The organism is Aquimarina sp. AD10, from assembly GCF_003443715.1.
Classification (GTDB): Bacteria; Bacteroidota; Bacteroidia; order Flavobacteriales; family Flavobacteriaceae; genus Aquimarina; species Aquimarina aggregata.
Genome location: NZ_CP031965.1, coordinates 4,778,307 through 4,798,291, shown reverse-complemented (window position 1 = coordinate 4,798,291; position 19,985 = coordinate 4,778,307). Strand labels below are relative to the sequence as shown.

Here is a 19,985-nt window from a genome sequence, read left to right as displayed (position 1 = left end):
TAATCCAAAAAATAATACGTAAGTATATCCAACTATTCAAAAAAACAAAACAATGAAACCCCTAAAATTAATAATCGTATTTACATTAATATTATTTCACAAAACGTATGCTCAAAATGAGTTTAATCATAACATTTGGGATCAAGCATTATTATTAAATGTTTCTGAAGAGGGACAGGTAGACTATAATGGTTTTATGCGAGATAGCTCTCAATTATATGCTTATTTCAAAGTATTATCAGATAATCCTCCAAAAGAAAATTGGACAAGAGATGAAAAACTAGCATACTGGATTAATGCATACAATGCGTATACCATTAAATTAATTATAGATAGTTACCCTGTAAAGAGTATTAAAGATATTAAAGCTCCTTGGGATAAGAAGTTCTTTAAAATAGATGGAGAATGGCATAGTCTGGGAGAATTAGAACATAAAATTCTAAGAAAATTTGGAGACCCTAGAATTCATTTTGCTATAAACTGTGCTTCTTTTTCTTGTCCTGTTGTTTGGAATAGAGCATATACTGCTGATAATGTTGATGCAGCCTTAGATGAACAAACGAAAAAATTCATTAATGACCCTACCAGAAATACAATTACAGAAAGCGTAGTAAACGTATCAAAAATATTTTCATGGTATAAAAAAGACTTTAAAGTTAATGGCGGAGATGTAAAAGACTTCATCAATAGATATTCAGAAGTTAAAATAACAGATCAACCAAAAAAAGGCTATAAAGATTATGATTGGAGCTTAAATGAGTAATTTTGTAATTTAATTAATTGAATTTCTAGTTAACATTGAAGATATCTATTATAATCCCTATTCTTAATGAGGCTGATAACATCAGCCATCTAACATCATACTTAATAAAATCTACACTATCTTTAGAAAACATAAAAGAAATTCTAATTGTTGATGGTGGTAGTGTAGACGGGTCTCAAGAGATTGTTAAAACTCTGGCAAAAGAATATTCAGTTTCTGTTAAACTAATTGCATCAGAAAAAGGTCGTGCCAAGCAGCTTAATACTGGAGCCACTAACGCTACAGGAGACATTTTGTACTTTCTGCACGCGGATTCCTTTCCTCCTCAGTATTATGATAGAGATATTATTCAAGAGGTAAAAAAAGGTAATCTTGCGGGGTGCTTTAGAATGAAATTTGATTCTGATCATTGGTGGTTACGTTTTCTGGGTTGGCTAACTCAATTCGAGAGCAAACGTTGTCGTGGTGGTGACCAGAGTCAGTTTATCACCAAATCTTTATTTATCGAAATAGATGGTTATGACGAATCTTATATTGTTTATGAGGATAATGATTTGGTTGACCGTCTCTTTGCTATAAATGAGTTTGTAATTATACCAAGGTATGTAATCACTTCTGCCAGACGGTATAATGAAATTGGTGTTTGGCGATTACAATATCATTTTTTTAATATTCATATGAGAAGATGGATGGGAGCATCCTCTCAAGATTTATATCGTTACTATAAAGAAAAAGTAGTATAAAATGAATTTAAACACGCTATTTTGACCGAAAATCACCACTTTTAACATATTATAGTATCTTGATCTTAGGAGTGTTCCTAATTTTATAAACTATGAAAATTGTTCCTCAAGCATTTTACGCACACACAGAAATTGAAAAAATTCTCGTTAATGGTCTTTCTTGTGTTCTATTAAAAAACACAAAACAAGTTGGTTTTCAAAACAATAGATATTTAGCCACTCATGCCATAACTATTGTACTAAACGGGCAATTACGAATTGAAGATTCTGAAGGAGAAATTACTTTAGTGAACAAAAACCAGATGATTCTCTTACCAAAAGGGCTTTATATAATTTCTGATATCATTCCGAAAAATCAATCTTTTGATGCTATCATCTATTTTTTCGACACAGAAATTATAAATGAATTTCTAAACACTTTTCCTAAACATGAAGGTCAGGAAATCCCTAAAACCCTAGTGCTTAATTACGACCATAACTTAAGATTATTTTCAGATACTCTAATAGCGCTATACAGAGACAAAAATCAACACCAATTCACTAGACCTAAGTTACTAGAATTATTACACCTTATAAGTGTATCCCAAAAAGGAGCGCAATTTATTACCAAATTACAATCTCTTAAAAATAGGTCTAAAATGAACGTAAAGTCATTTATGGAGGAAAACTTTGACAAACCTTTAGACATTAAAGATTATGCTTATTTAACCGGTAGAAGTATTTCAACATTTAGAAGAGATTTTAAATCTAGATTTAAAATCTCACCAAAGCAATGGTTAATCAAAAAGCGATTAGAAAAGGCTGCCAAATTACTCGAACAAAAGAACGATTCTATTACCGATATTGCCCAACAAGTAGGTTATGAAAATATCTCACATTTTATAAAAGCCTTTCAAAAAGAATTTAAAATTTCTCCTAAACAATATCAAATAAAAAGCAGAAAAGATATTCTTATATAGCTCATAGAAGACAAGCCATAAAACCAGGTGTTAAAAAAGTAACACCCGGTTTTCATAGGGTTTAAGAGGGCAAAAAAATGAACAATACATCTGAATTTTTCAGATGTAATATACTCAAGTGTTGGTCAATAAATATGTTTAAAAAAACATATTAGCTATTTACATCACGCGGCAAAATTAATAGCAATCTATAAATTATTTATTAACCTAAGTTAACAACTTAAGCATTAGGAAAATTTTATGATTTAACCGTAATTTTCTTAAAAATCACTTGGTGATTGCTTACTTAATTTTGTTCGAATTCTGCTAAGTGACTGTGGCTTAATACCTAGATAAGATGCTATGTAATGTTGCGGAATTGTATTAAAAAGTTCTTGCTTTGTATTAATAAAATTCAGGTACCTTTCTGTAGCTGAATTTAAAATAAATGAAGTTTCTCGCTTCTTATGATAACAATACAAATCTTCTAAGAGTTTGATATGTATTTTACCTAAAACGGCATATTTTTCATTAAGAGTATAAACATCATTTATATTGGCTATTTGTAATTTAGCCGGAGTTAGTGCTTGGATATTCATTGTAGTAGATTTTCCTTCTTGAAAAGCTACAAAATCTAAGGCAAAGCACGGTGCAGCATAAAAGCTAATTGTAATTTCTTCACCTTGACAGTTGGTTTCATATGCTCTTAAAATACCTTCTCTTACAAAAGCTATTTTATCTGCCGCGGAATCACATTTCATAAAATGTTCCATCTTTTTATAGGATCTATTTTCATAAATAGATAAAACTTCATTTTCAATTTCGGGACTAAGTTTAATAAAAGAAGAGAGGTAGTCTTTTACTGAGGTTTTCATTTAAACGAGGCTTTAAGGTTAATTGTGTGTTCTTGTGTTGTGAGTTTTGGGTTATTTACATATGCTTTTTGATTCTAGTACGTAACTAGCAATATAGTTCGTCTTTTTTTATATAAGAATTTATTATTTGTTAAAACTTTGATTTTTTGATCAAAAAACACAAGTTTCTTTTTTTTGGCAAACTTAACATACATATTTAAAGTGACTTTTACATATAATTTAAAATTACATTCATGAAAAAAATAGGTATTATAGGGCTTGGTATAATGGGCTGCAGAATGGCTAAAAATTTACAAAAAGCAGGATACTCTCTTGTTGTTTATAATAGGACCAAAGAAAAAGCAAATGATCTTTTAAATGCTGGGGGCATTTGGGCGCATTCACCAAAAGAAGTTGGAAATAACGCAGAAATCATCATCACGATGCTCTCTACCCCAGAAATTGTAAAAAAACTTGCTCTAGGAGAAGATGGGTTTCTTCATAAAATGAAACCGAATAGTATTTGGATTGATTCTAGTACCGTCAACCCTTCCTTTAGTAAAGAAATGCACAAGATCTCAAAGAAACATCAAATACAGTACCTGGATGCCCCTGTCGCAGGATCTAAAGCAGCAGCAGAGAATGCAGAGTTGTTATTTTTAGTAGGAGGGACTAAAGATACTTTTGAAGAGGTAACTCCTCTTTTTGATAGTATGGGTAAAAAAACATTGCACCTTGGTGTGGTGGGAAAAGGAGCCGCAATGAAAATGCTAATCAATCAATTGTTAGGACAATCTGTATTAGCCTTCGCCGAAGCATTAATACTTGGTGAAGCTATGGGACTAGAAAAAGAAAAAGTATTTGATATTTTATTAGCTACCCCAGTAGTAGCTCCTGTAATCTCTGCTATACGTCATAAATTAGAAAATGACGATTATGAAACAAATTTTCCTTTAAAATGGATACAAAAAGACTTACATTTATCTAGTATTTCGGCCTACGAAAATGGCATCGCAACACCAAATCTAAATACTACTAAAGAAGTATATGCTCAAGCAAAGCAAAATGGATTTGGAAATCACGATTTTACCGCCATTTATAAATTTTTAAATCCTAAGAATTAATATTAAACATACTCTAAAATCAACTCAAATGAAAAAAAATGCAATCACTTTTTTAGCAATTATGCTTGCTTTTTCTAGCTATGCACAAGATCCAAAGTTGCTAATTTCTGAAATGATGGATGCTCTAGGAGGCAAAGAAAATTTTTACAACAAAGGAAATGTAACGTACGCATATGAATATGCTGATCCTAACTCTAAAACAAACCTTAGAGGTCAGGAAACTTATGTATTTGACAAAGAGTTATCGCATGCTTCATATACAGAGCATAGTCTTTTAGGTGCTGCAGGAAAAGTAGTAGAAGGATATGACGGAAAAGATGCTTGGGTTACTATAAATGGAACTTTATCAAGCGATGAAAAAGCTAATGGAATTGCTCGGTTTTTAAGAAAAACCAATTACTATTGGTTTGCCATGTTTTTTAAACTCTTAGACGATGGTGTACATCAAGAATTTACCGGAACCAAAAATATTAATGGGAAAGAATATAACATAGTTAAAATTACATTTGGTGACAAGATCGGAGATGTACAGGATACTTACATTTTATATATCAATAAAGAAACAAAATTAGTTGATCAGTTTTTATTTACAGTTGTTGGTTTTGGGATTACAGAACCCAATCTTATGATTTATGAATATGAAACAATAGACGGAATTAAAATTGCAACAAAAAGAAAATATATTGCCGCAAATTGGGAAGGAGAAGTTGTTGGAAAACAACATGCAATTACCAACTGGACAAATATTAAATTTAAAACTGATATTGATAAATCAATTTTTATAAAAAAATAAACAAGAACTAAAAAAGTACACTAGTGTAAATACTTTAGTGTACTTTTTTAATGTGAAACATTTTTTAATAATTACTATATTCTTTAAAGCGTTAAAAGTACTGTCCAATTCCAAATACGAATCCATTCGTTGAATCTTCTGTAACACCGTATCCATAATCTATTCTAAAAATTGCATTAAAGATACGCTTATGTATAAAGCGTAGCCCTATCCCTGGATACACTCTAAAGTTTTGAGTATCGCCAAAATCACCAAAATCACCTCCTGGATTACGCCAACTTCCTCCGTCCACAAAAACATTACTTTGTAAAACGAACCAATCTTTTTCATAAACAGTATGCCTATATTCTGTATTTAAAACAATAACTCCAGTTCCCCTATCTATAGTATTACCAACACCTCTAATGTTTAAATTATTATCTACTGCAAATGGTGCAAAAGGCGAATCATCGTTGGTTGCTAATCCTAATCTTAATCTAGAAGCCCAATTTCCTTTTTCTCCTATTCTATGGTAATAAAAAAAGTCATTCCAACCTATCACAAAATCGGGCAAAACATTTTCGGTACTTACTACATACTGTAAATTAGAACTACTCTTAAATCCAGATACATATTGAAAATGATAATCAAGATTGTTGTATTCGTAAATACCTTTAAATAGTAGTTTATCTACATCAAAATCCTGAGGGATTCCTTCTTGTGTTGACCCTCTTTTATATTCATAATCTTCATTAAAGTAATTTACGCCTAGCTCTATGCGATGTCTAAGATTGAATTGATATAATCCTTGAATTTCGTAAGAGGTATTGTTGTATTTATAATCTGCAGTTCCGTTATCTAAAAAAACAGGTTCTTCGGTAGTTAAATTATTATAGTTAAGTGCTAATCCTAATTTTTTACTAAACAAATAGGGGGCTCTAAAATTGATCCCATATGAGCTATATATATCGTTTTGATACACTCCTCCAAACGTAATATTATGACCAAATAAATTAAACTCATACACCCCTACTCTAAAAGCAAACTCATCATCATTGGTTGTATATATATTTGCTGACGGAATTATCGTAAAATTTTCTTGCACTCCATAAACTACCTCATATCCCCCGCTCTTTTTATGCACCTGATAATAAGCATGTGCTATAGATGATAACCTCTTTAATCTTTTAATGTCATCTTCTATTACAAGAGAATCTAATTGTTGCCCTTTTTTTATAGAGGTAAGCTTTAGCAAAGCCGACGTTTTTGTTTTTTTATTCCCTTGTACTTTTAAGTCTACAATAGTTGCATTTTGAGCATAACCACAAAAGCATATCAACAAAAGAAAAATAATGGTTAGCTCTTTTCGCATTAATAAAAATTATATAATGAAGTAATTCTGACTTTCAATTAGTAAACATTTGATCACTTACACTTTTTACTTTGATATGTAATCTGTAATGGTTTTAATAAAAACTAAAATTAATATTAATTATTTTCTTGATCTAAAAATATTGACCAATTCCGAAAACAATTCCGTTGGTTGCATCATTTCCAATCCCGTAACCATAGTCCAATCTAAAAACAGCATTAAAAATACGCTTATGTATGAATCTAATGCCTGCTCCAGGGTAAAAACGTAAGGTACTTTCATCGAACAGTTCTCCTAAATCTCCTCCTGGATTACGCCATGTACCTGTATCCAAAAAAACATTACTTTGAACAACAAACCAACCTTTTTCATACAATGTATGTCTGTATTCGGTATTTAATACAATGGCAGCAGTACCTCTATCTATAGTGTTACCAGTACCACGAATGTTTAATTGATTATCTACTGCAAAGGGTGCAAAGGGTGTATCATCGTTAGATGCAAATCCTAATCGCAATCTATTTGCCCAATTTCCTTTGTCTCCGACTCTCTTAAAATATTCAAAATCATTTCTTCCGATAAAGAAGTCATTTAATAAGCCTTCTCCCCCTGTTACAAATCTTACATCTAATAAACTTCTAAATCCTGATACATACTGATAATCAATATCAATATTATTATATTCATATTCCCCTCGATAAGAGACCTTGTCCGCAGTAAGTCTTGAAGGTATCCCTACCGGTAAATCTCCTTCTATAAAATCATAAGTTTCATTAGAAATATTTATTCCTATTTCTGCTCGATTATGAAAGTCAAATTCGTATAATATATTAGCTTCAAGAGCTCTACTATCGAATTTATAGTTAACTGTATTATCTTCAAAAAAAACAGGCTCTTGAGAAACTAAATTTTTATAATTTATTCCAAAACCCAATTTATTAGTAAAAAGGTACGGAGCTTCCCAATATCCACCATAAGAATCGAATACATCTCGTTGATAAAATCCTCCTAAAATTTGATTTCTTCCTAATAAATTAAACTCAAAGAGAGAAAGTCTAAATGCAAACTCTCCATTATTATCGGTAGCAATATTAAATCCTGGAATTATTGTAAAGTTCTCTTCAATTTTATAAGTAACAACATAGTTCTTGTCTTCACTTTTTGTGGTGGTAGCATCTGCATTTGCTATTCCTGCCAATCGCTTAAGACGGGCTATATCTGTGGCTATACGTACAGAATCGTATACGGATCCTGGCTTAACTTTTACCAATCTACGTATAAATGATTCCTTGGTTCTCTTTAATCCTTCAATATGTAATTCTGACACTATAGCATCTTGGGAAAAAATACTGCCAGAAACAACAAAGATTAATGAGAATACAATCTTCTTAATCATGATTTTTCTTTTTCAAAACGATATTGTTGTAGACGAGAAAAAAGTGGGGTTCTTACAATAGAAGTTTGAGATAACTAGATATAAAATAATTTTAAGGGGTAAACTTTTTTTCTATAAAGAGATTCACCCAGTTATCTTCACTAACTCCCATTAGAGTAAAGTTGAACTGATTTGAAGAATTTAATACAGGAGGTGTTCCTTGAGTTATATTAAGCACAACATTATCTAGTTTATAATATTGAAATTGTTTTTCGAATGTATACGTTCCTGAGATAAAATTATTCTCTACATCAGAGATCACTTGAAAGTAGATTTTGTTATCGTTAAATACTCCGTCATCCCATCCAAAAACTGGCATCCCATCCAACATTGTATCCACAGTTACTGTTTCAGAAAACTCTGTAGGTTTGCTAAGGTGTTTTAAACGAATTGGATTTGACAAATGCAATTTATTATCCTCAAAAAAAGTAATAATCACCCATTTTTCTTCGGTATTTATACGAGTAAATTTTTTAAGATATCCATTAAAAAAGTCAGTTGCTTCTATAGATACTTTTGTATAATTTTGGTAATCATTTTTGTCATCGTCTGTTGAAAAAGTTTCAAAATATTGCAAATTACTAGCTCCTGGTCTTGGGTATGCATAAGCAATAATTGTATTTTCGTCGGTTTTGGATCCCGAAGCGCAAGCAATTACATTATCGATTTCAATATCATATTGTGTTACTAACGCCGCTAAAGAGTTTTCGGAAAAAATAGGAGTATCATCATTCTTACAAGAATAACATACAAGTATCACTACAATAATTATGACATATCTCATTATCAGCATCCTATTCATTTTTATATAACCTTCTTATAATTTCTTCTGCTGGTTTGTTTTGTATCGTAAATCTATTATTCTTGTTACCTCCAGATTCTTCATGATTATGATACCATTTCCATAAAAACCCTCCGGCAAACCAAGGTTCTCCCCAAAACTCTTCATACAATGCTGTTAATGCATTGTTTTGGGCTTCAAGATCAACATTACCATCTGCTCTATTAGAGTCCCATGGTTCTTTTGCTGTATAATGAATACTTCTGTACCCATATTCTGTAAATAAAACAGGTTTCTTTTTACTATTATAAAGGGTTTGTATACTATTTTTATGTTTTTGCCAACCTTGTTTTAACATGTCAATTTTTGGCGTTTGATCCTCAGAAATCGGAAAATAGGCATCGATACCTATGTAATCCAGTTCACTCCAAAACGGAACCTTATCAAATTGATCCCAATTTTCTGCATAGGTTAATTTCCCTTTATATACCGCTTTAACTTTTGTTATAAGTTGACTCCAATATTTTGGTCGATGCTGCACAAAAGTATGTAACTCTGTTCCAATACATAACATTGGCACATTCATCTCTTGAGCTAATTTTGCATATAATACTATAAATTCTTCATATGATTGCTCAAAAGTGATCCATTCATTTTCTGAATTCATTTGTATATTTCCTGTAAATTCTCCTCTCCAGACCCATATCTGAGGTTTAAGCATTACCTTAATACCTCTAGAATTTAATAACTCTATTGTTTTTTTTGCTCCATCTCTTCGCTCACCCCACCATTGTCTTTCGATATTAAAAGTAACTTTAGGTGTTTGTAAATTTTTCACAAATCCAAAAGGCATTACGGCTGCCCAATTTGCATTAACTTTTACAATTGGGTCAATTGCTTTTGAAGTTATTTCGCTTGGTGATGCAACAAAACTAACTCCGTTAATTTTTGCCGATTGTCCAGAACAGTTTAAAAATATAAAAGATAACAGCAGTAAAAAAACTTTATTCATTTCTGTTTTTTTACTGCTGAAAATACAATTATTTTATAATATCTTCTTAGAATATTGCTCTTAAACCTATACTTGTTGTGTTTCCAAGCCCTTGAAAATTATTTCCTCTTACTATCTTTCCGTAAGATGCTTCTATATTAAGAACTCTAGTTAACTGATACTTACCTCCAAATCCTAATTGTGTAGAATTTTGCGCAAATCCATTTCCTAGATCTAATAGAAAAGATTGTTGAGCATTAACAAAAACTGTTGATTTTGAAGACGGAAAATAACTCAAGAAAACAGTTGATGGTAAAAACAAACTTTCGTTTGCAAATCGCTCATTTAAATTTTCGGTTAGTGGGTCCGCATCCGCAGCATCTTCACCAAAATTAAATCTAAAATCTAATTCTGTAAATACTTGCCATTTATTTCCTCCAAAAGTGTGATCAAAGAAAAATCTAGTTTCCCAAGCAAAACTACGTTGATCCAAATATGGTGTAAATGCAGGATCTCCGTTTCCATCTGTTAACCCGTTTAATGTACTTGTGTCTTCGAATAAAGGGATGAAAAATGAACTTGTAAAAGAAAAATTAGCTATATTTTTGAAAGGCTGTACTCTTATCGATGGTGCTATCGTTGTTAATCCACTTCTTGTACTATTTTTATCGTTCTTAAATCTAAACACACCTAAAGCATCGTAGTAATTATCACCTCCTACTTGATTCGAACGAATTTGAAAGATCAAACCAATATTTACTCTAGAATTCTTGCTTATCCCGGTATAAATTTCGTTTGTATTAGTTAAAAAAGTTTCTCTAAGAATATCTACAGAGTTAGATCTGGCATCTGTTCGTTTTGTCTGGGTATATACTCCTGTAAAAACTTTGATATCCCACTGCCCCTTCTTTAATAATTTAGACGGTGTAAATTCTTGAATATTCGAAACATCACCATCTCCATCCTGAGCAAATCCAAAAGTAACGGTTAGTAATAATAAAAGAGTTGCTATTATATTTTTAGTAGTTTTCATTTTCTTAATTTTTAGTTGCATAAGTTCTTATCCCAGGCTTTGGTGAGCGCAAGGGTAGTTTCTTATTTTTGGTATTGTTAATAAAAGATTATTTAATTTGATTTAGACTCCAATTATAAGTATAGTATGACACTCTCGCGTCAGAAGGTATTTTTACTTTTCTAAACTTATTCACGTAATCAACCTCAGATCCATTTTTAGTAAAGTCTCCTTTATACCATTCGAATATCTGAGATAATTGTACTCTTTTTCCTTTAACTTTTATGAATGTAGGATCATTAAGAGCTTTAACAGTTTGACGTTGTAATTGATTCTCTAAGCTAGCGGGCTTATATGCCGATGCAATAATCGGAGGACAACCTAATCCACCACATACTAGTACAAAGTGAAAACGCGCCTCATTCGGGAAATTTTTACGAAGGATTTTATTTTCTAAGTTATTAAGGGTTGTAGCCTTTCCTCCTATAGTATACGTGGTTTTATCAAAAAAACCTTTAATACTCGTTGGAGATTTTACAGGATATTTATTCACCACTCCTTTTATTACTGCCAAATTATAAGCATTGATATAAAAAGATTGAAAAGTCTTAGGTTGACTTTTAGGTATTGATATCTTAGCAGCCATTTCTAACAACGTATCCAAAGATGAAGGATCTTTTTTAATAGCAGCATACTTTACTCTACCATTTGATACGTAAGTTTTGAAAAAAGTATCTGCCTTAGCAAAAAAATCTGCTTTGCTCTGAGAAAACCCAAGTTGAGTTACAAGTACAAATACTATAATAATTATTCTTTTCATGATTTACTTTTTACCAGTTTTTAATTCAAAAAACTTCGATTCAGATTACATTTTATTTTTTTAAAGTTCACCTCGGTAACGGACAATCAGTCGAAGGGTAATTTTGCAACTTACAAACTAAGTTACATTTTATTTTTCAAAACAAATCACATACTAACAAAGAGTTATTACTGTTCGTAGATCAATAAAAGTCCTTACAACACAATCATTTTTTAGATTGATTCTAAATTAAATCAAGCACATAAGTTCTTATATTTATATGCGACTTACTGTCAGAAGTATTCACTTCGAAGTAAAAATTGACAATCAACAATCATCTTTTATGGAACACATTGCAATTATCGGAAATGGAATTTCAGGTATAACTGCTGCAAGGCATATCCGAAAAATGTCCGACAAAAGAATCACTATAATTTCTGGCGAAACGGACTATTTCTTTTCCCGCACAGCTCTTATGTATATATACATGGGGCATATGAAATTTGAACATACACAACCCTACGAAAACTGGTTTTGGGAAAAAAATCGAATAGATCTAAAAAAAGGTTTCGTGTCTAAAGTAAACCATGAAACTAATACATTAGAATTTGTAGATGGAGAAACTTTAAGTTATGATAAGTTAATTATCGCAGTAGGTTCTAAACCTAATAAATTTGGTTGGCCTGGTCAAGATCTAGATGGCGTTATGGGTATGTACCACAAGCAAGATCTTGAAAATCTTGAAAAACATGCTCCAAATAATGAAATATGTAAAAGAGCCGTAATTGTAGGCGGTGGTTTAATTGGTATAGAATTAGCCGAGATGTTAAACTCTCGCGGAATCCCTGTTACCTTTTTAGTACGAGAAAAAAGTTTTTGGGATGCTGTATTACCAGCTGGAGAGAGTGGCATGATTAATAGACATATCAAAAACCATCATATAGATCTTCGTTTAGGAACAAACTTGAAAGAAATCCTTGCTGATGACAATGGCAAAGTAAAAGGTGTGGTCGTACAGGAAACAGGTGAAATTATCGACTGTAATGTTGTTGGATTAACGCCAGGAGTATCTCCAAATGTAGATTTTCTAAAAGATTCTGGTATTGAACTGGGACGTGGTGTAAAAGTAAATAGATTTCTTGAAACCAATATTCCTAATATATATGCGATTGGTGATTGCGCAGAACAACATGAAGCAATTGGACTTAGAAGACCAATTGAAGCAGTTTGGTACACTGGGCGTATGATGGGTGAAACTGTTGCGCAAACTATCTGCGGAAATAGAATTGAATATAAACCTGGACACTGGTTTAATAGTGCAAAATTTCTTGACATCGAATATCAAACATATGGTTGGGTGTTTGGAAGGCCACAAGAATATGAAGAACAATTTCATTGGATTCATGAAGATGATACTAAGTGTATAACGGTTTCATATCATAAAGAAACTTCAGAATTTTTAGGAATAAACACTTTTGGTATTAGAATGCGCCACGAAATTTTTGATCGTTGGTTAACTGAAAAAAGAGATGTTGATTATGTAATACAACATTTACCTGAAGCTAATTTTGATCCCGAATTTTTTAAACATTTCGAAAAAGATATTTTAAATGCTTTTCAAAAGCAAAAACTTATAAACGCATAAATCATGGCAGTAGAGAGAAATATGGCACTAACAGGACAACCTCCTAAAAGCCTTAATACAATACAAAAAATAGGCGTTCTAGTCGGGATGTCTGGGTTGCTAATATTAGTACTAGCAATCTTTAATATCAACTTACCAAATAAAACTGCATGGCTTGCTATATCTTTGATAGCATTAATAGCAGGAATCATAACGTTTTCAAAAGGAGCATATGATAAAAAGCTCGAAGGAATTAAAAATGATGCAGTTTGGTTTAATTCTATTTCATCCCGAGGCGTACTTGCCTGGATTGCAGGAGTAGCACTTACAGGTTTTTACATTGTACTATACTTTTATGCAGAATTATTAGGTCTTGGACAAGGAGCAGATGGAACAAATACTGGTCTTGTAGGTCTATTCGATCCGTTAAGTAGGTTATTAAGTGGTAATCCAGCAAGTCAATGGTTTGTATATGGAACATTATATACCGTAGCCATTATTTCTTTTGGAGTAAAATTCATCATGAAATACAAACACAATCGTTATGAGCAATTACGAACGGTAAGCGTGATGTTTTTTCAAACAGCTTTTGCATTTGTAATTCCAGAATTAATGGCCCGTCTTAATTCGGATACATTTTCATTACCCTATAATGATTTAAAAAACATGTGGCCATTAAATTATTATGCTTTTGAACAATGGAGAGTAGATCAATTTATTAATGCGCAAACCATTGGGTTATTCTTTTTAATCTTGGCTGTATTAATGGTATTTGTGATTTCACCTTGGCTTACCTATAAATATGGAAAGAGATGGTATTGTTCATGGGTTTGCGGTTGCGGTGGATTAGCAGAAACCGCAGGTGATTCTTTTCGCCAACTATCAGACAAAGGAATTAAAGCCTGGAAATTTGAAAGATGGATGATCAACTCTGTATTGGTTTTTTCTGTAGTAATGACGGTTGCTACCATATCTACATATTTAGGATATGACTCAACTAAATATTGGTTTACAAAAAATACATTCTTAATAAGTGTAGGTGCATTTTTAACAATTGTTTTTGCAACAGTAACATATTTCAAAAGAGATCAACTTAACAACACTGCTTTTAAAGGAGCTATAGGTGCATTTGCAATTACTATTGGGTTTCTTTTACTAATTGCTTTTGTAGATCTTAATCAGCTTAAAATTAATGCCTCATATTTTTCTTTTGGACTTAATACAAAGAAATATGCTTTTGATGGTGCCTTAAGAAGTTTTTATGCTTTCGGAATCGGTTCTATTTTCTCTGGTGTTATAGGAACTGGTTTTTATCCTATACTTGGTAACCGTATATGGTGTAGAATGGGATGTCCAATGGCTGGTATTATGGGGATCCAACAACGATTATTCTCTAAATTTAGAATTACTACTAACGGAGGACAGTGTATCTCTTGTGGTAACTGTTCTACCTATTGTGAACAAGGAATAGATGTACGTGCATACGCACAAAAAGGTGAAAACATAGTAAGGTCTAGTTGTGTAGGTTGTGGAATATGTTCTGCAGTTTGCCCAAGAGGAGTACTTAAACTAGAAAATGATTCTCTTGACGGTAGAATTAATTCAAACGAAATCTTACTAGGTAATGATGTAGATTTAATGGATTATGTAAATAAAAAATAGATTTTAAGATCTAATAACAAAGTAAAAAGCCATATCTAAAAACAGATATGGCTTTTTTACGAATTAACTTAAAATTCTCTGTTAGTATAGCTTTTAGCTTACGTCTAAGACTGCAAACATAAAATCATCATGATCCAAAAGTTATCTATTTTCTTATTGATGTGTTGCTTTTCTGCTAGTACCTATGCTATTCAAAAAGAATATCATTATGAGTACTATCCTGATGGTGTTCTTAAATCTCAAGGATGGAAAGAAGACGGAAAGAAAGTGAATTTTTGGTTTTTTTATTATCCTAACGGAAAAGTTTCTCATGAGGGGCATTACCAAAAAGATAAAAAAGAAGGTTTTTGGTATTATTACTCTTCTAATGGAATCATCATGAAAGAAGGGCATTTTAAAAATAATGCTAAAAATGGCTATTGGTATTTTTATACAGAAAAGGGTAAATTATTTAAGGAAGGCCATTTTCTAAACGATAATGCAGAGAAATGGTGGATTATTTACGATATTGCGACCGGAATAACAACAAAGTACCAATATCAAAACAATAAAAAAGAAGGATATTCCTTATTATACAAAAACAATAAAATTTTTAAAGCCGAACGCTATGTTAATGATGAAAAGATCGGAGAATGGACCGATATCTTTAGCTTTAAAAAAGACAACCCAAATGTTTCCTTATAAATGCCTCCAATAATAAACGTAATCATACCTGCTTTTAACGAAGAAGAATCTATTGCGCATGTAATTCAAGAGATTCCCGAAGTGGTTTCTGAGATTATTGTGGTGAGTAATAATTCTACAGATCAAACAGAAAGTGTGGCAAAAAAGGCTGGTGCAACAGTACTTATAGAAAATCAAAAAGGATATGGATATGCATGTTTAAAAGGCATGAGTTATATTGCTTCAAAAGAAAACAAACCAGATATTATCGTTTTCCTTGATGGAGATTATAGTGATTACCCTGCCGAATTAACTAAAATTATAAATCCTATACTTACTGATAATATTGATATGGTTATTGGTTCTAGAGTAAAACATTTACGAGAAGCTGGATCAATGACGTTCCCACAAATCTTCGGAAATTGGCTAGCTACAAGCTTAATGAAACTTTTTTTTGGAGCAAATTTCACAGATCTTGGTCCATTTAGAGCGATTAAATATGAAACACTTCTAGCACTCGACATGGTTGATAAAACCTATGGTTGGACTGTAGAAATGCAGCTAAAAGTGTTAAAAAAACGTTACAGCTACACCGAAGTCCCTGTACAGTACAAAAAGAGAATTGGAGTCTCAAAAGTTTCAGGAACAATAAAAGGTGCTATATTTGCAGGCGTTAAGATTTTAAGTTGGATTTTTAAATATAGCTTTACGTAATGGATATTGCTATCATCATAACCTACACATTAGCCTTACTAATCATATTTATGTATAGTCTGGCTCAATTGAATCTGCTCGTTAATTATCTAAAGTCAAGAAAGCAACCTGATAGCTCTCCTACTTTTGATTTTACTAAAGCAGAAGAAATACCACAAGTAACAGTTCAATTACCTGTATTTAATGAACTATATGTAATGGATCGATTACTTGATAATATTGCAGAGCTTGAATACCCTAAAGATAAATTAGAAATACAAGTTTTGGATGATTCTACAGATGAGTCAGTGATTACTACCGCTGCTCAGATAGAAAAACTTCAAAAAAATGGATTAGACATTAAGCATATTTGTCGCGAAGATCGTACTGGGTTTAAAGCTGGCGCTTTAAAAGAAGGATTAAAAATTGCTAAAGGTGAATACATCGCGATTTTTGATGCTGATTTTCTTCCCGGAAAAAAATGGTTACTGCAGACTATTCCTTACTTTAAAGATCAAAATATTGGTGTTGTACAAACACGCTGGGGACATATTAACAGAAACTACTCTATGCTAACCAAAATTCAAGCGTTTGCGCTTGATTTTCACTTTACTATGGAGCAGGTAGGACGTAATTATAAGGATCATTTTATTAATTTTAATGGAACCGCCGGTGTTTGGAGAAAGAAATGTATCGAAGATGCAGGTAATTGGCAAGGAGATACATTAACCGAAGATCTAGATTTAAGTTATAGAGCGCAATTAAAGAAATGGAAATTTAAATACCTTGAAGAGGTTGAAACACCTGCAGAATTACCGGTAGTAATTAGTGCCGCAAGATCACAACAATTTAGATGGAATAAAGGTGCTGCAGAAAATTTTCAGAAATTATATTGGAAATTACTTAGAGACAAAACCGTACCTTTTAAAACCAAATTTCATAGTTTTTTCCACTTGTTAAACAGTAGTATGTTTTTATTAGTATTATTGGTTGCTATTCTTAGTGTACCTGTAATGTATATTAAAAACAACAATCCATTGTTTAGTTGGTACTTTAATGTAATCGCATTCTTTGCTCTAAGTACGGTAATATTTTTCTATTGCTATTGGCATACATTTAAAAAAATACACGGAAAAGGATTTTGGAATTTCATGGAGTATATTAAAATGTTTTTTACATTTTTCTCTATTGCAATGGGATTCTCTGTGCACAATTCTATGGCTGTCCTTGAAGGCCATTTTGGAAAGAAAAGTGAATTTGTACGTACTCCAAAGTTTAATATAAATACGCTAAAAGATTCATGGAAAGACAATAAATATGTAAACAAGAATATTTCGGGTAATACTATTATTGAAGCTTTACTAATGGGCTATTTTGGATTTGCTTTATATAGTGCTTTTAAGCTTCAGGATTTTGGACTCTTCTTATTTCATATTATGCTTTTTTTGGGATTTGGTTTTGTATTTATTAAATCTGTTACCTCTAAATTATAATGTTATCGTATTGGAAACATAATAAGTTTTCTATACTTCTCATTTTTATTGGTATTCTTTTTTATTGGAGCTTTGCTTATCAATTAGAGCGCATTGATTTTGTTAAGATGATTAGTCTTTGGACTATCTTATTCTTTATTTCCTATAAAATCATACAATCCAATCCAAATAATTGGAAGCTTCTTGCCGTAGCCGGATTACTATTTAGGATCGTATTTTTATTTGCTATCCCTAACCTATCTCAAGATTTTTATCGCTTTATCTGGGATGGCAGAATGTTACTAGAAGGATACAATCCGTATTTATCTTTGCCTGAAGTCTGGATTAGCGACAACAATGCTCCTATTAACCAAGCTCACGAGCTCTACAAGGGCATGGGACAACTTAATGGTAGCCATTTTACCAATTACCCTCCTATCAGCCAGCTTTGCTATTTAATTTCGGCTGTATTTGCAAGTAAGAGCATTCTAGGATCTGCAATGGTATTTAGAATCCTTATTATTCTGGCAGATATTGGAACATTTTTCTTCGGAAAAAAACTACTAAAGGCTCTTAAGCTTCCAGAAAAACAAATTTTCTGGTACGTTCTTAATCCTTTTATAATTATAGAGCTTACGGGAAACCTGCATTTTGAGGCTGTAATGGTCTTTTTTATCATTTGGTCCTTATACCTGTTACATAAAGGCTATTGGTATTGGGCTGCAATAGCATTAGGACTATCTGTTTCTGTAAAACTGATTCCCTTGTTATTTTTACCATTATTCTTTAAGAAATTTGTAATTGGGGATCACAAAAACTACAACAAGCTTGGTATAAGATCAGGATTACCAAAACTACTTGGATTCTATAGTATTATTCTTCTTACTGTTTTGGTAACCTTTGCACCTTTTTTATCAGAAGCTTTTCTTATTAACTTTAGAAAAACAATTACGCTCTGGTTTCAAAATTTTGAATTTAATGCCAGTATTTTCTATATCATTCGTTGGATTGGGTATCAAGTCGTAGGTTGGAATATTATCGAAACCGTTGGTAAAATATTACCAATGATTGTTATTTTAATCCTTCTTAGTTTGACTTTTATTCGAAAAAACAAAACAACAATACAACTCATCACCGTATTGACCTTAGGAATTTGTTGTTATTATTTTTTATCCACCACAGTACATCCCTGGTATATCGCCGTTCCTTTATCACTTTGCATATTTACAAGGTATAAATTCCCTATTGCATGGTCATTTGCAATTATATTAAGTTATACAGCCTATATTCATCCTGATTTTAAAGAAAACTTATGGATGGTTGGATTAGAATATTTTATAGTCTTAACTGTCTTTTTTTGGGATATGTATCTGCTATCTAAAAATCAGACTAAGTCAAGTCTTACATCATCTTTAAATTAATTACTTCTTGCTCTGTTAGTACTCTCCAGTGGCTACGAGGAAGATCTTTTTTAGTTAATCCTGCATAGATAACACGATCCAATTTGACTACGCTATAGTTAAGATGTTCAAAAAGTTTATGAATTATTCCGTTTTTAGAAGATTGTAATTGAATACCTATTTCGTTTTTAGAAGCGCCTTCGATATAAGAAATCTCATCAACGTTTATAAAACCTTCTTCTAGTTTAATTCCTTTTTCAATTCTCTGAAGATCTTCAAATTTAAGATTACGTTCTAACTCTACATGAAAGATTTTACGAACCCCACTTTTATGATGAGTGAGTTTTTTCTCTAAATCCACATCATTTGTAAATAAAAGTAAACCTGTTGTATTTCGTTCTAATCGTCCAACGGGTTTTAATCGTTGCTTAGAAGCATTTGCGACTAAATCCATTACCGTTCTGGTTTTTTCGGGACTTGTCGAGGTTACAAAGCCTTTTGGCTTATTAAGTAAAACGTACTCTTTTTTATGTGGTGTAATAAGTCGTCCATCAAACTTTACTTCGTCGGTCAACTTCACTTTATACCCCATTTCTGTCACTGGCTTACCATTTACCCAAACACTTCCTGTTTGAATATATAAATCAGCTTCTCTTCTAGAGCAAACACCAGAATTAGCAACATACTTATTTAGTCGTATCTCATCAGATTCTACAATCTTTTTAGGACTTCTAACAGACTTTTTTACAGGAGTATTATCCTGTTTGAAAGTCTTAATTTTAGATTTCCCTTGTCTTCCACTACTTTTTCCATCTCGAGAACGATCTCCACGACTCATATCTTAAATTTTTTGCAAAGATAGTGGATTACTATTTAGGATTGACAAT

Annotated in this window: 19 protein-coding genes; 11 read left to right on the top strand and 8 right to left on the bottom strand. The window is 31.9% G+C overall.

Annotated elements, in window-relative coordinates; translation table 11 throughout:
• Positions 1-52: 52 nt before the first annotated feature.
• From D1816_RS19905 to D1816_RS19895, 3 genes are all read left to right on the top strand, one after another.
• Positions 53-763, top strand: coding sequence for a DUF547 domain-containing protein (locus D1816_RS19905; RefSeq protein ID WP_082832391.1), 711 nt, complete (start codon positions 53-55; stop codon positions 761-763).
• Between the two features lie 35 nt (positions 764-798).
• Complete coding sequence (locus tag D1816_RS19900; protein WP_066313260.1) at positions 799-1,506, top strand: TIGR04283 family arsenosugar biosynthesis glycosyltransferase; 708 nt, start codon at positions 799-801, stop codon at positions 1,504-1,506.
• 92 nt (positions 1,507-1,598) lie between these two features.
• Positions 1,599-2,465, top strand: coding sequence for an AraC family transcriptional regulator (locus D1816_RS19895; protein WP_118505187.1), 867 nt, complete (start codon positions 1,599-1,601; stop codon positions 2,463-2,465).
• 260 nt (positions 2,466-2,725) lie between these two features.
• On the opposite strand, the gene D1816_RS19890 is transcribed toward D1816_RS19895, so the two are convergent.
• Positions 2,726-3,319 carry a Crp/Fnr family transcriptional regulator gene (locus D1816_RS19890; RefSeq protein ID WP_066313255.1) on the bottom strand — a complete coding sequence of 198 codons (594 nt, stop codon included), beginning with the start codon at positions 3,317-3,319 and terminating at the stop codon, positions 2,726-2,728.
• 233 nt (positions 3,320-3,552) lie between these two features.
• Between D1816_RS19890 and D1816_RS19885 the strand changes: the two genes are divergently transcribed.
• Together D1816_RS19885 and D1816_RS19880 are read left to right on the top strand one after the other, a co-directional pair.
• Positions 3,553-4,422, top strand: coding sequence for an NAD(P)-dependent oxidoreductase (locus D1816_RS19885; RefSeq protein ID WP_066313252.1), 870 nt, complete (start codon positions 3,553-3,555; stop codon positions 4,420-4,422).
• A 28-nt stretch (positions 4,423-4,450) separates the two neighbouring features.
• Entirely contained in the window at positions 4,451-5,215 is a 765-nt protein-coding gene (locus D1816_RS19880) for a DUF6503 family protein (protein ID WP_118505185.1), read from the top strand.
• A 91-nt stretch (positions 5,216-5,306) separates the two neighbouring features.
• Here D1816_RS19880 and D1816_RS19875 read toward each other — a convergent pair whose 3' ends face one another.
• From D1816_RS19875 to D1816_RS19850, 6 genes are all read right to left on the bottom strand, one after another.
• A complete protein-coding gene (locus tag D1816_RS19875; RefSeq protein WP_118505183.1) occupies positions 5,307-6,566 on the bottom strand; it encodes a POTRA domain-containing protein in 1,260 nt (419 codons plus the stop codon).
• Between the two features lie 133 nt (positions 6,567-6,699).
• Positions 6,700-7,962 (bottom strand): POTRA domain-containing protein, encoded by a 1,263-nt coding sequence (locus D1816_RS19870; protein WP_118505181.1) that lies wholly within the window; start codon positions 7,960-7,962, stop codon positions 6,700-6,702.
• 91 nt (positions 7,963-8,053) lie between these two features.
• Positions 8,054-8,785 carry a hypothetical protein gene (locus D1816_RS19865; protein ID WP_233565329.1) on the bottom strand — a complete coding sequence of 244 codons (732 nt, stop codon included), beginning with the start codon at positions 8,783-8,785 and terminating at the stop codon, positions 8,054-8,056.
• A gap of 10 nt (positions 8,786-8,795) precedes the next feature.
• On the bottom strand, positions 8,796-9,794 hold the full coding sequence (locus D1816_RS19860; protein ID WP_118505179.1) for a glycoside hydrolase: 999 nt from the start codon (positions 9,792-9,794) through the stop codon (positions 8,796-8,798).
• 46 nt (positions 9,795-9,840) lie between these two features.
• Positions 9,841-10,806, bottom strand: a complete 966-nt coding sequence (locus D1816_RS19855) for a hypothetical protein (protein ID WP_066313232.1) — start codon at positions 10,804-10,806, stop codon at positions 9,841-9,843.
• An 88-nt stretch (positions 10,807-10,894) separates the two neighbouring features.
• Entirely contained in the window at positions 10,895-11,605 is a 711-nt protein-coding gene (locus D1816_RS19850) for a DUF547 domain-containing protein (protein ID WP_066313229.1), read from the bottom strand.
• 322 nt (positions 11,606-11,927) lie between these two features.
• Here D1816_RS19850 and D1816_RS19845 point away from each other — a divergent pair, with 322 nt between their 5' ends.
• From D1816_RS19845 to D1816_RS19820, 6 genes are all read left to right on the top strand, one after another.
• Positions 11,928-13,229 carry an NAD(P)/FAD-dependent oxidoreductase gene (locus D1816_RS19845; protein WP_066313227.1) on the top strand — a complete coding sequence of 434 codons (1,302 nt, stop codon included), beginning with the start codon at positions 11,928-11,930 and terminating at the stop codon, positions 13,227-13,229.
• A gap of 3 nt (positions 13,230-13,232) precedes the next feature.
• The gene (locus D1816_RS19840; protein WP_118505177.1) at positions 13,233-14,870 is read left to right on the top strand and encodes a 4Fe-4S dicluster domain-containing protein; all 1,638 of its coding nucleotides are present in this window, start codon (positions 13,233-13,235) and stop codon (positions 14,868-14,870) included.
• Between the two features lie 129 nt (positions 14,871-14,999).
• Positions 15,000-15,554, top strand: coding sequence for a toxin-antitoxin system YwqK family antitoxin (locus D1816_RS19835; RefSeq protein WP_120702491.1), 555 nt, complete (start codon positions 15,000-15,002; stop codon positions 15,552-15,554).
• The gene (locus D1816_RS19830; protein ID WP_066313222.1) at positions 15,555-16,247 is read left to right on the top strand and encodes a glycosyltransferase family 2 protein; all 693 of its coding nucleotides are present in this window, start codon (positions 15,555-15,557) and stop codon (positions 16,245-16,247) included.
• The gene (locus D1816_RS19825) at positions 16,247-17,719 is read left to right on the top strand and encodes a cellulose synthase family protein (protein WP_118505175.1); all 1,473 of its coding nucleotides are present in this window, start codon (positions 16,247-16,249) and stop codon (positions 17,717-17,719) included. Before D1816_RS19830 ends, D1816_RS19825 begins: the two co-directional genes overlap by 1 nt.
• On the top strand, positions 17,719-19,119 hold the full coding sequence (locus tag D1816_RS19820) for a mannosyltransferase (protein WP_118505173.1): 1,401 nt from the start codon (positions 17,719-17,721) through the stop codon (positions 19,117-19,119). Before D1816_RS19825 ends, D1816_RS19820 begins: the two co-directional genes overlap by 1 nt.
• Here D1816_RS19820 and D1816_RS19815 read toward each other — a convergent pair.
• Positions 19,100-19,936, bottom strand: a complete 837-nt coding sequence (locus tag D1816_RS19815) for a pseudouridine synthase (protein ID WP_118505171.1) — start codon at positions 19,934-19,936, stop codon at positions 19,100-19,102. The two genes, D1816_RS19820 and D1816_RS19815, sit on opposite strands and share 20 nt — an antisense overlap.
• Between the last annotated feature and the right edge of the window lie 49 nt (positions 19,937-19,985).

Coding starts and splice junctions, on each gene's coding strand:
- D1816_RS19905 (WP_082832391.1), top strand. CDS start 53: ATGAAACCCCTAAAATTAATAATCGTATTTACATTAATATTATTTCAC.
- D1816_RS19895 (WP_118505187.1), top strand. CDS start 1,599: ATGAAAATTGTTCCTCAAGCATTTTACGCACACACAGAAATTGAAAAA.
- D1816_RS19890 (WP_066313255.1), bottom strand. CDS start 3,319: ATGAAAACCTCAGTAAAAGACTACCTCTCTTCTTTTATTAAACTTAGT.
- D1816_RS19885 (WP_066313252.1), top strand. CDS start 3,553: ATGAAAAAAATAGGTATTATAGGGCTTGGTATAATGGGCTGCAGAATG.
- D1816_RS19880 (WP_118505185.1), top strand. CDS start 4,451: ATGAAAAAAAATGCAATCACTTTTTTAGCAATTATGCTTGCTTTTTCT.
- D1816_RS19875 (WP_118505183.1), bottom strand. CDS start 6,566: ATGCGAAAAGAGCTAACCATTATTTTTCTTTTGTTGATATGCTTTTGT.
- D1816_RS19870 (WP_118505181.1), bottom strand. CDS start 7,962: ATGATTAAGAAGATTGTATTCTCATTAATCTTTGTTGTTTCTGGCAGT.
- D1816_RS19865 (WP_233565329.1), bottom strand. CDS start 8,785: ATGAGATATGTCATAATTATTGTAGTGATACTTGTATGTTATTCTTGT.
- D1816_RS19860 (WP_118505179.1), bottom strand. CDS start 9,794: ATGAATAAAGTTTTTTTACTGCTGTTATCTTTTATATTTTTAAACTGT.
- D1816_RS19855 (WP_066313232.1), bottom strand. CDS start 10,806: ATGAAAACTACTAAAAATATAATAGCAACTCTTTTATTATTACTAACC.
- D1816_RS19850 (WP_066313229.1), bottom strand. CDS start 11,605: ATGAAAAGAATAATTATTATAGTATTTGTACTTGTAACTCAACTTGGG.
- D1816_RS19845 (WP_066313227.1), top strand. CDS start 11,928: ATGGAACACATTGCAATTATCGGAAATGGAATTTCAGGTATAACTGCT.
- D1816_RS19840 (WP_118505177.1), top strand. CDS start 13,233: ATGGCAGTAGAGAGAAATATGGCACTAACAGGACAACCTCCTAAAAGC.
- D1816_RS19835 (WP_120702491.1), top strand. CDS start 15,000: ATGATCCAAAAGTTATCTATTTTCTTATTGATGTGTTGCTTTTCTGCT.
- D1816_RS19830 (WP_066313222.1), top strand. CDS start 15,555: ATGCCTCCAATAATAAACGTAATCATACCTGCTTTTAACGAAGAAGAA.
- D1816_RS19825 (WP_118505175.1), top strand. CDS start 16,247: ATGGATATTGCTATCATCATAACCTACACATTAGCCTTACTAATCATA.
- D1816_RS19820 (WP_118505173.1), top strand. CDS start 17,719: ATGTTATCGTATTGGAAACATAATAAGTTTTCTATACTTCTCATTTTT.
- D1816_RS19815 (WP_118505171.1), bottom strand. CDS start 19,936: ATGAGTCGTGGAGATCGTTCTCGAGATGGAAAAAGTAGTGGAAGACAA.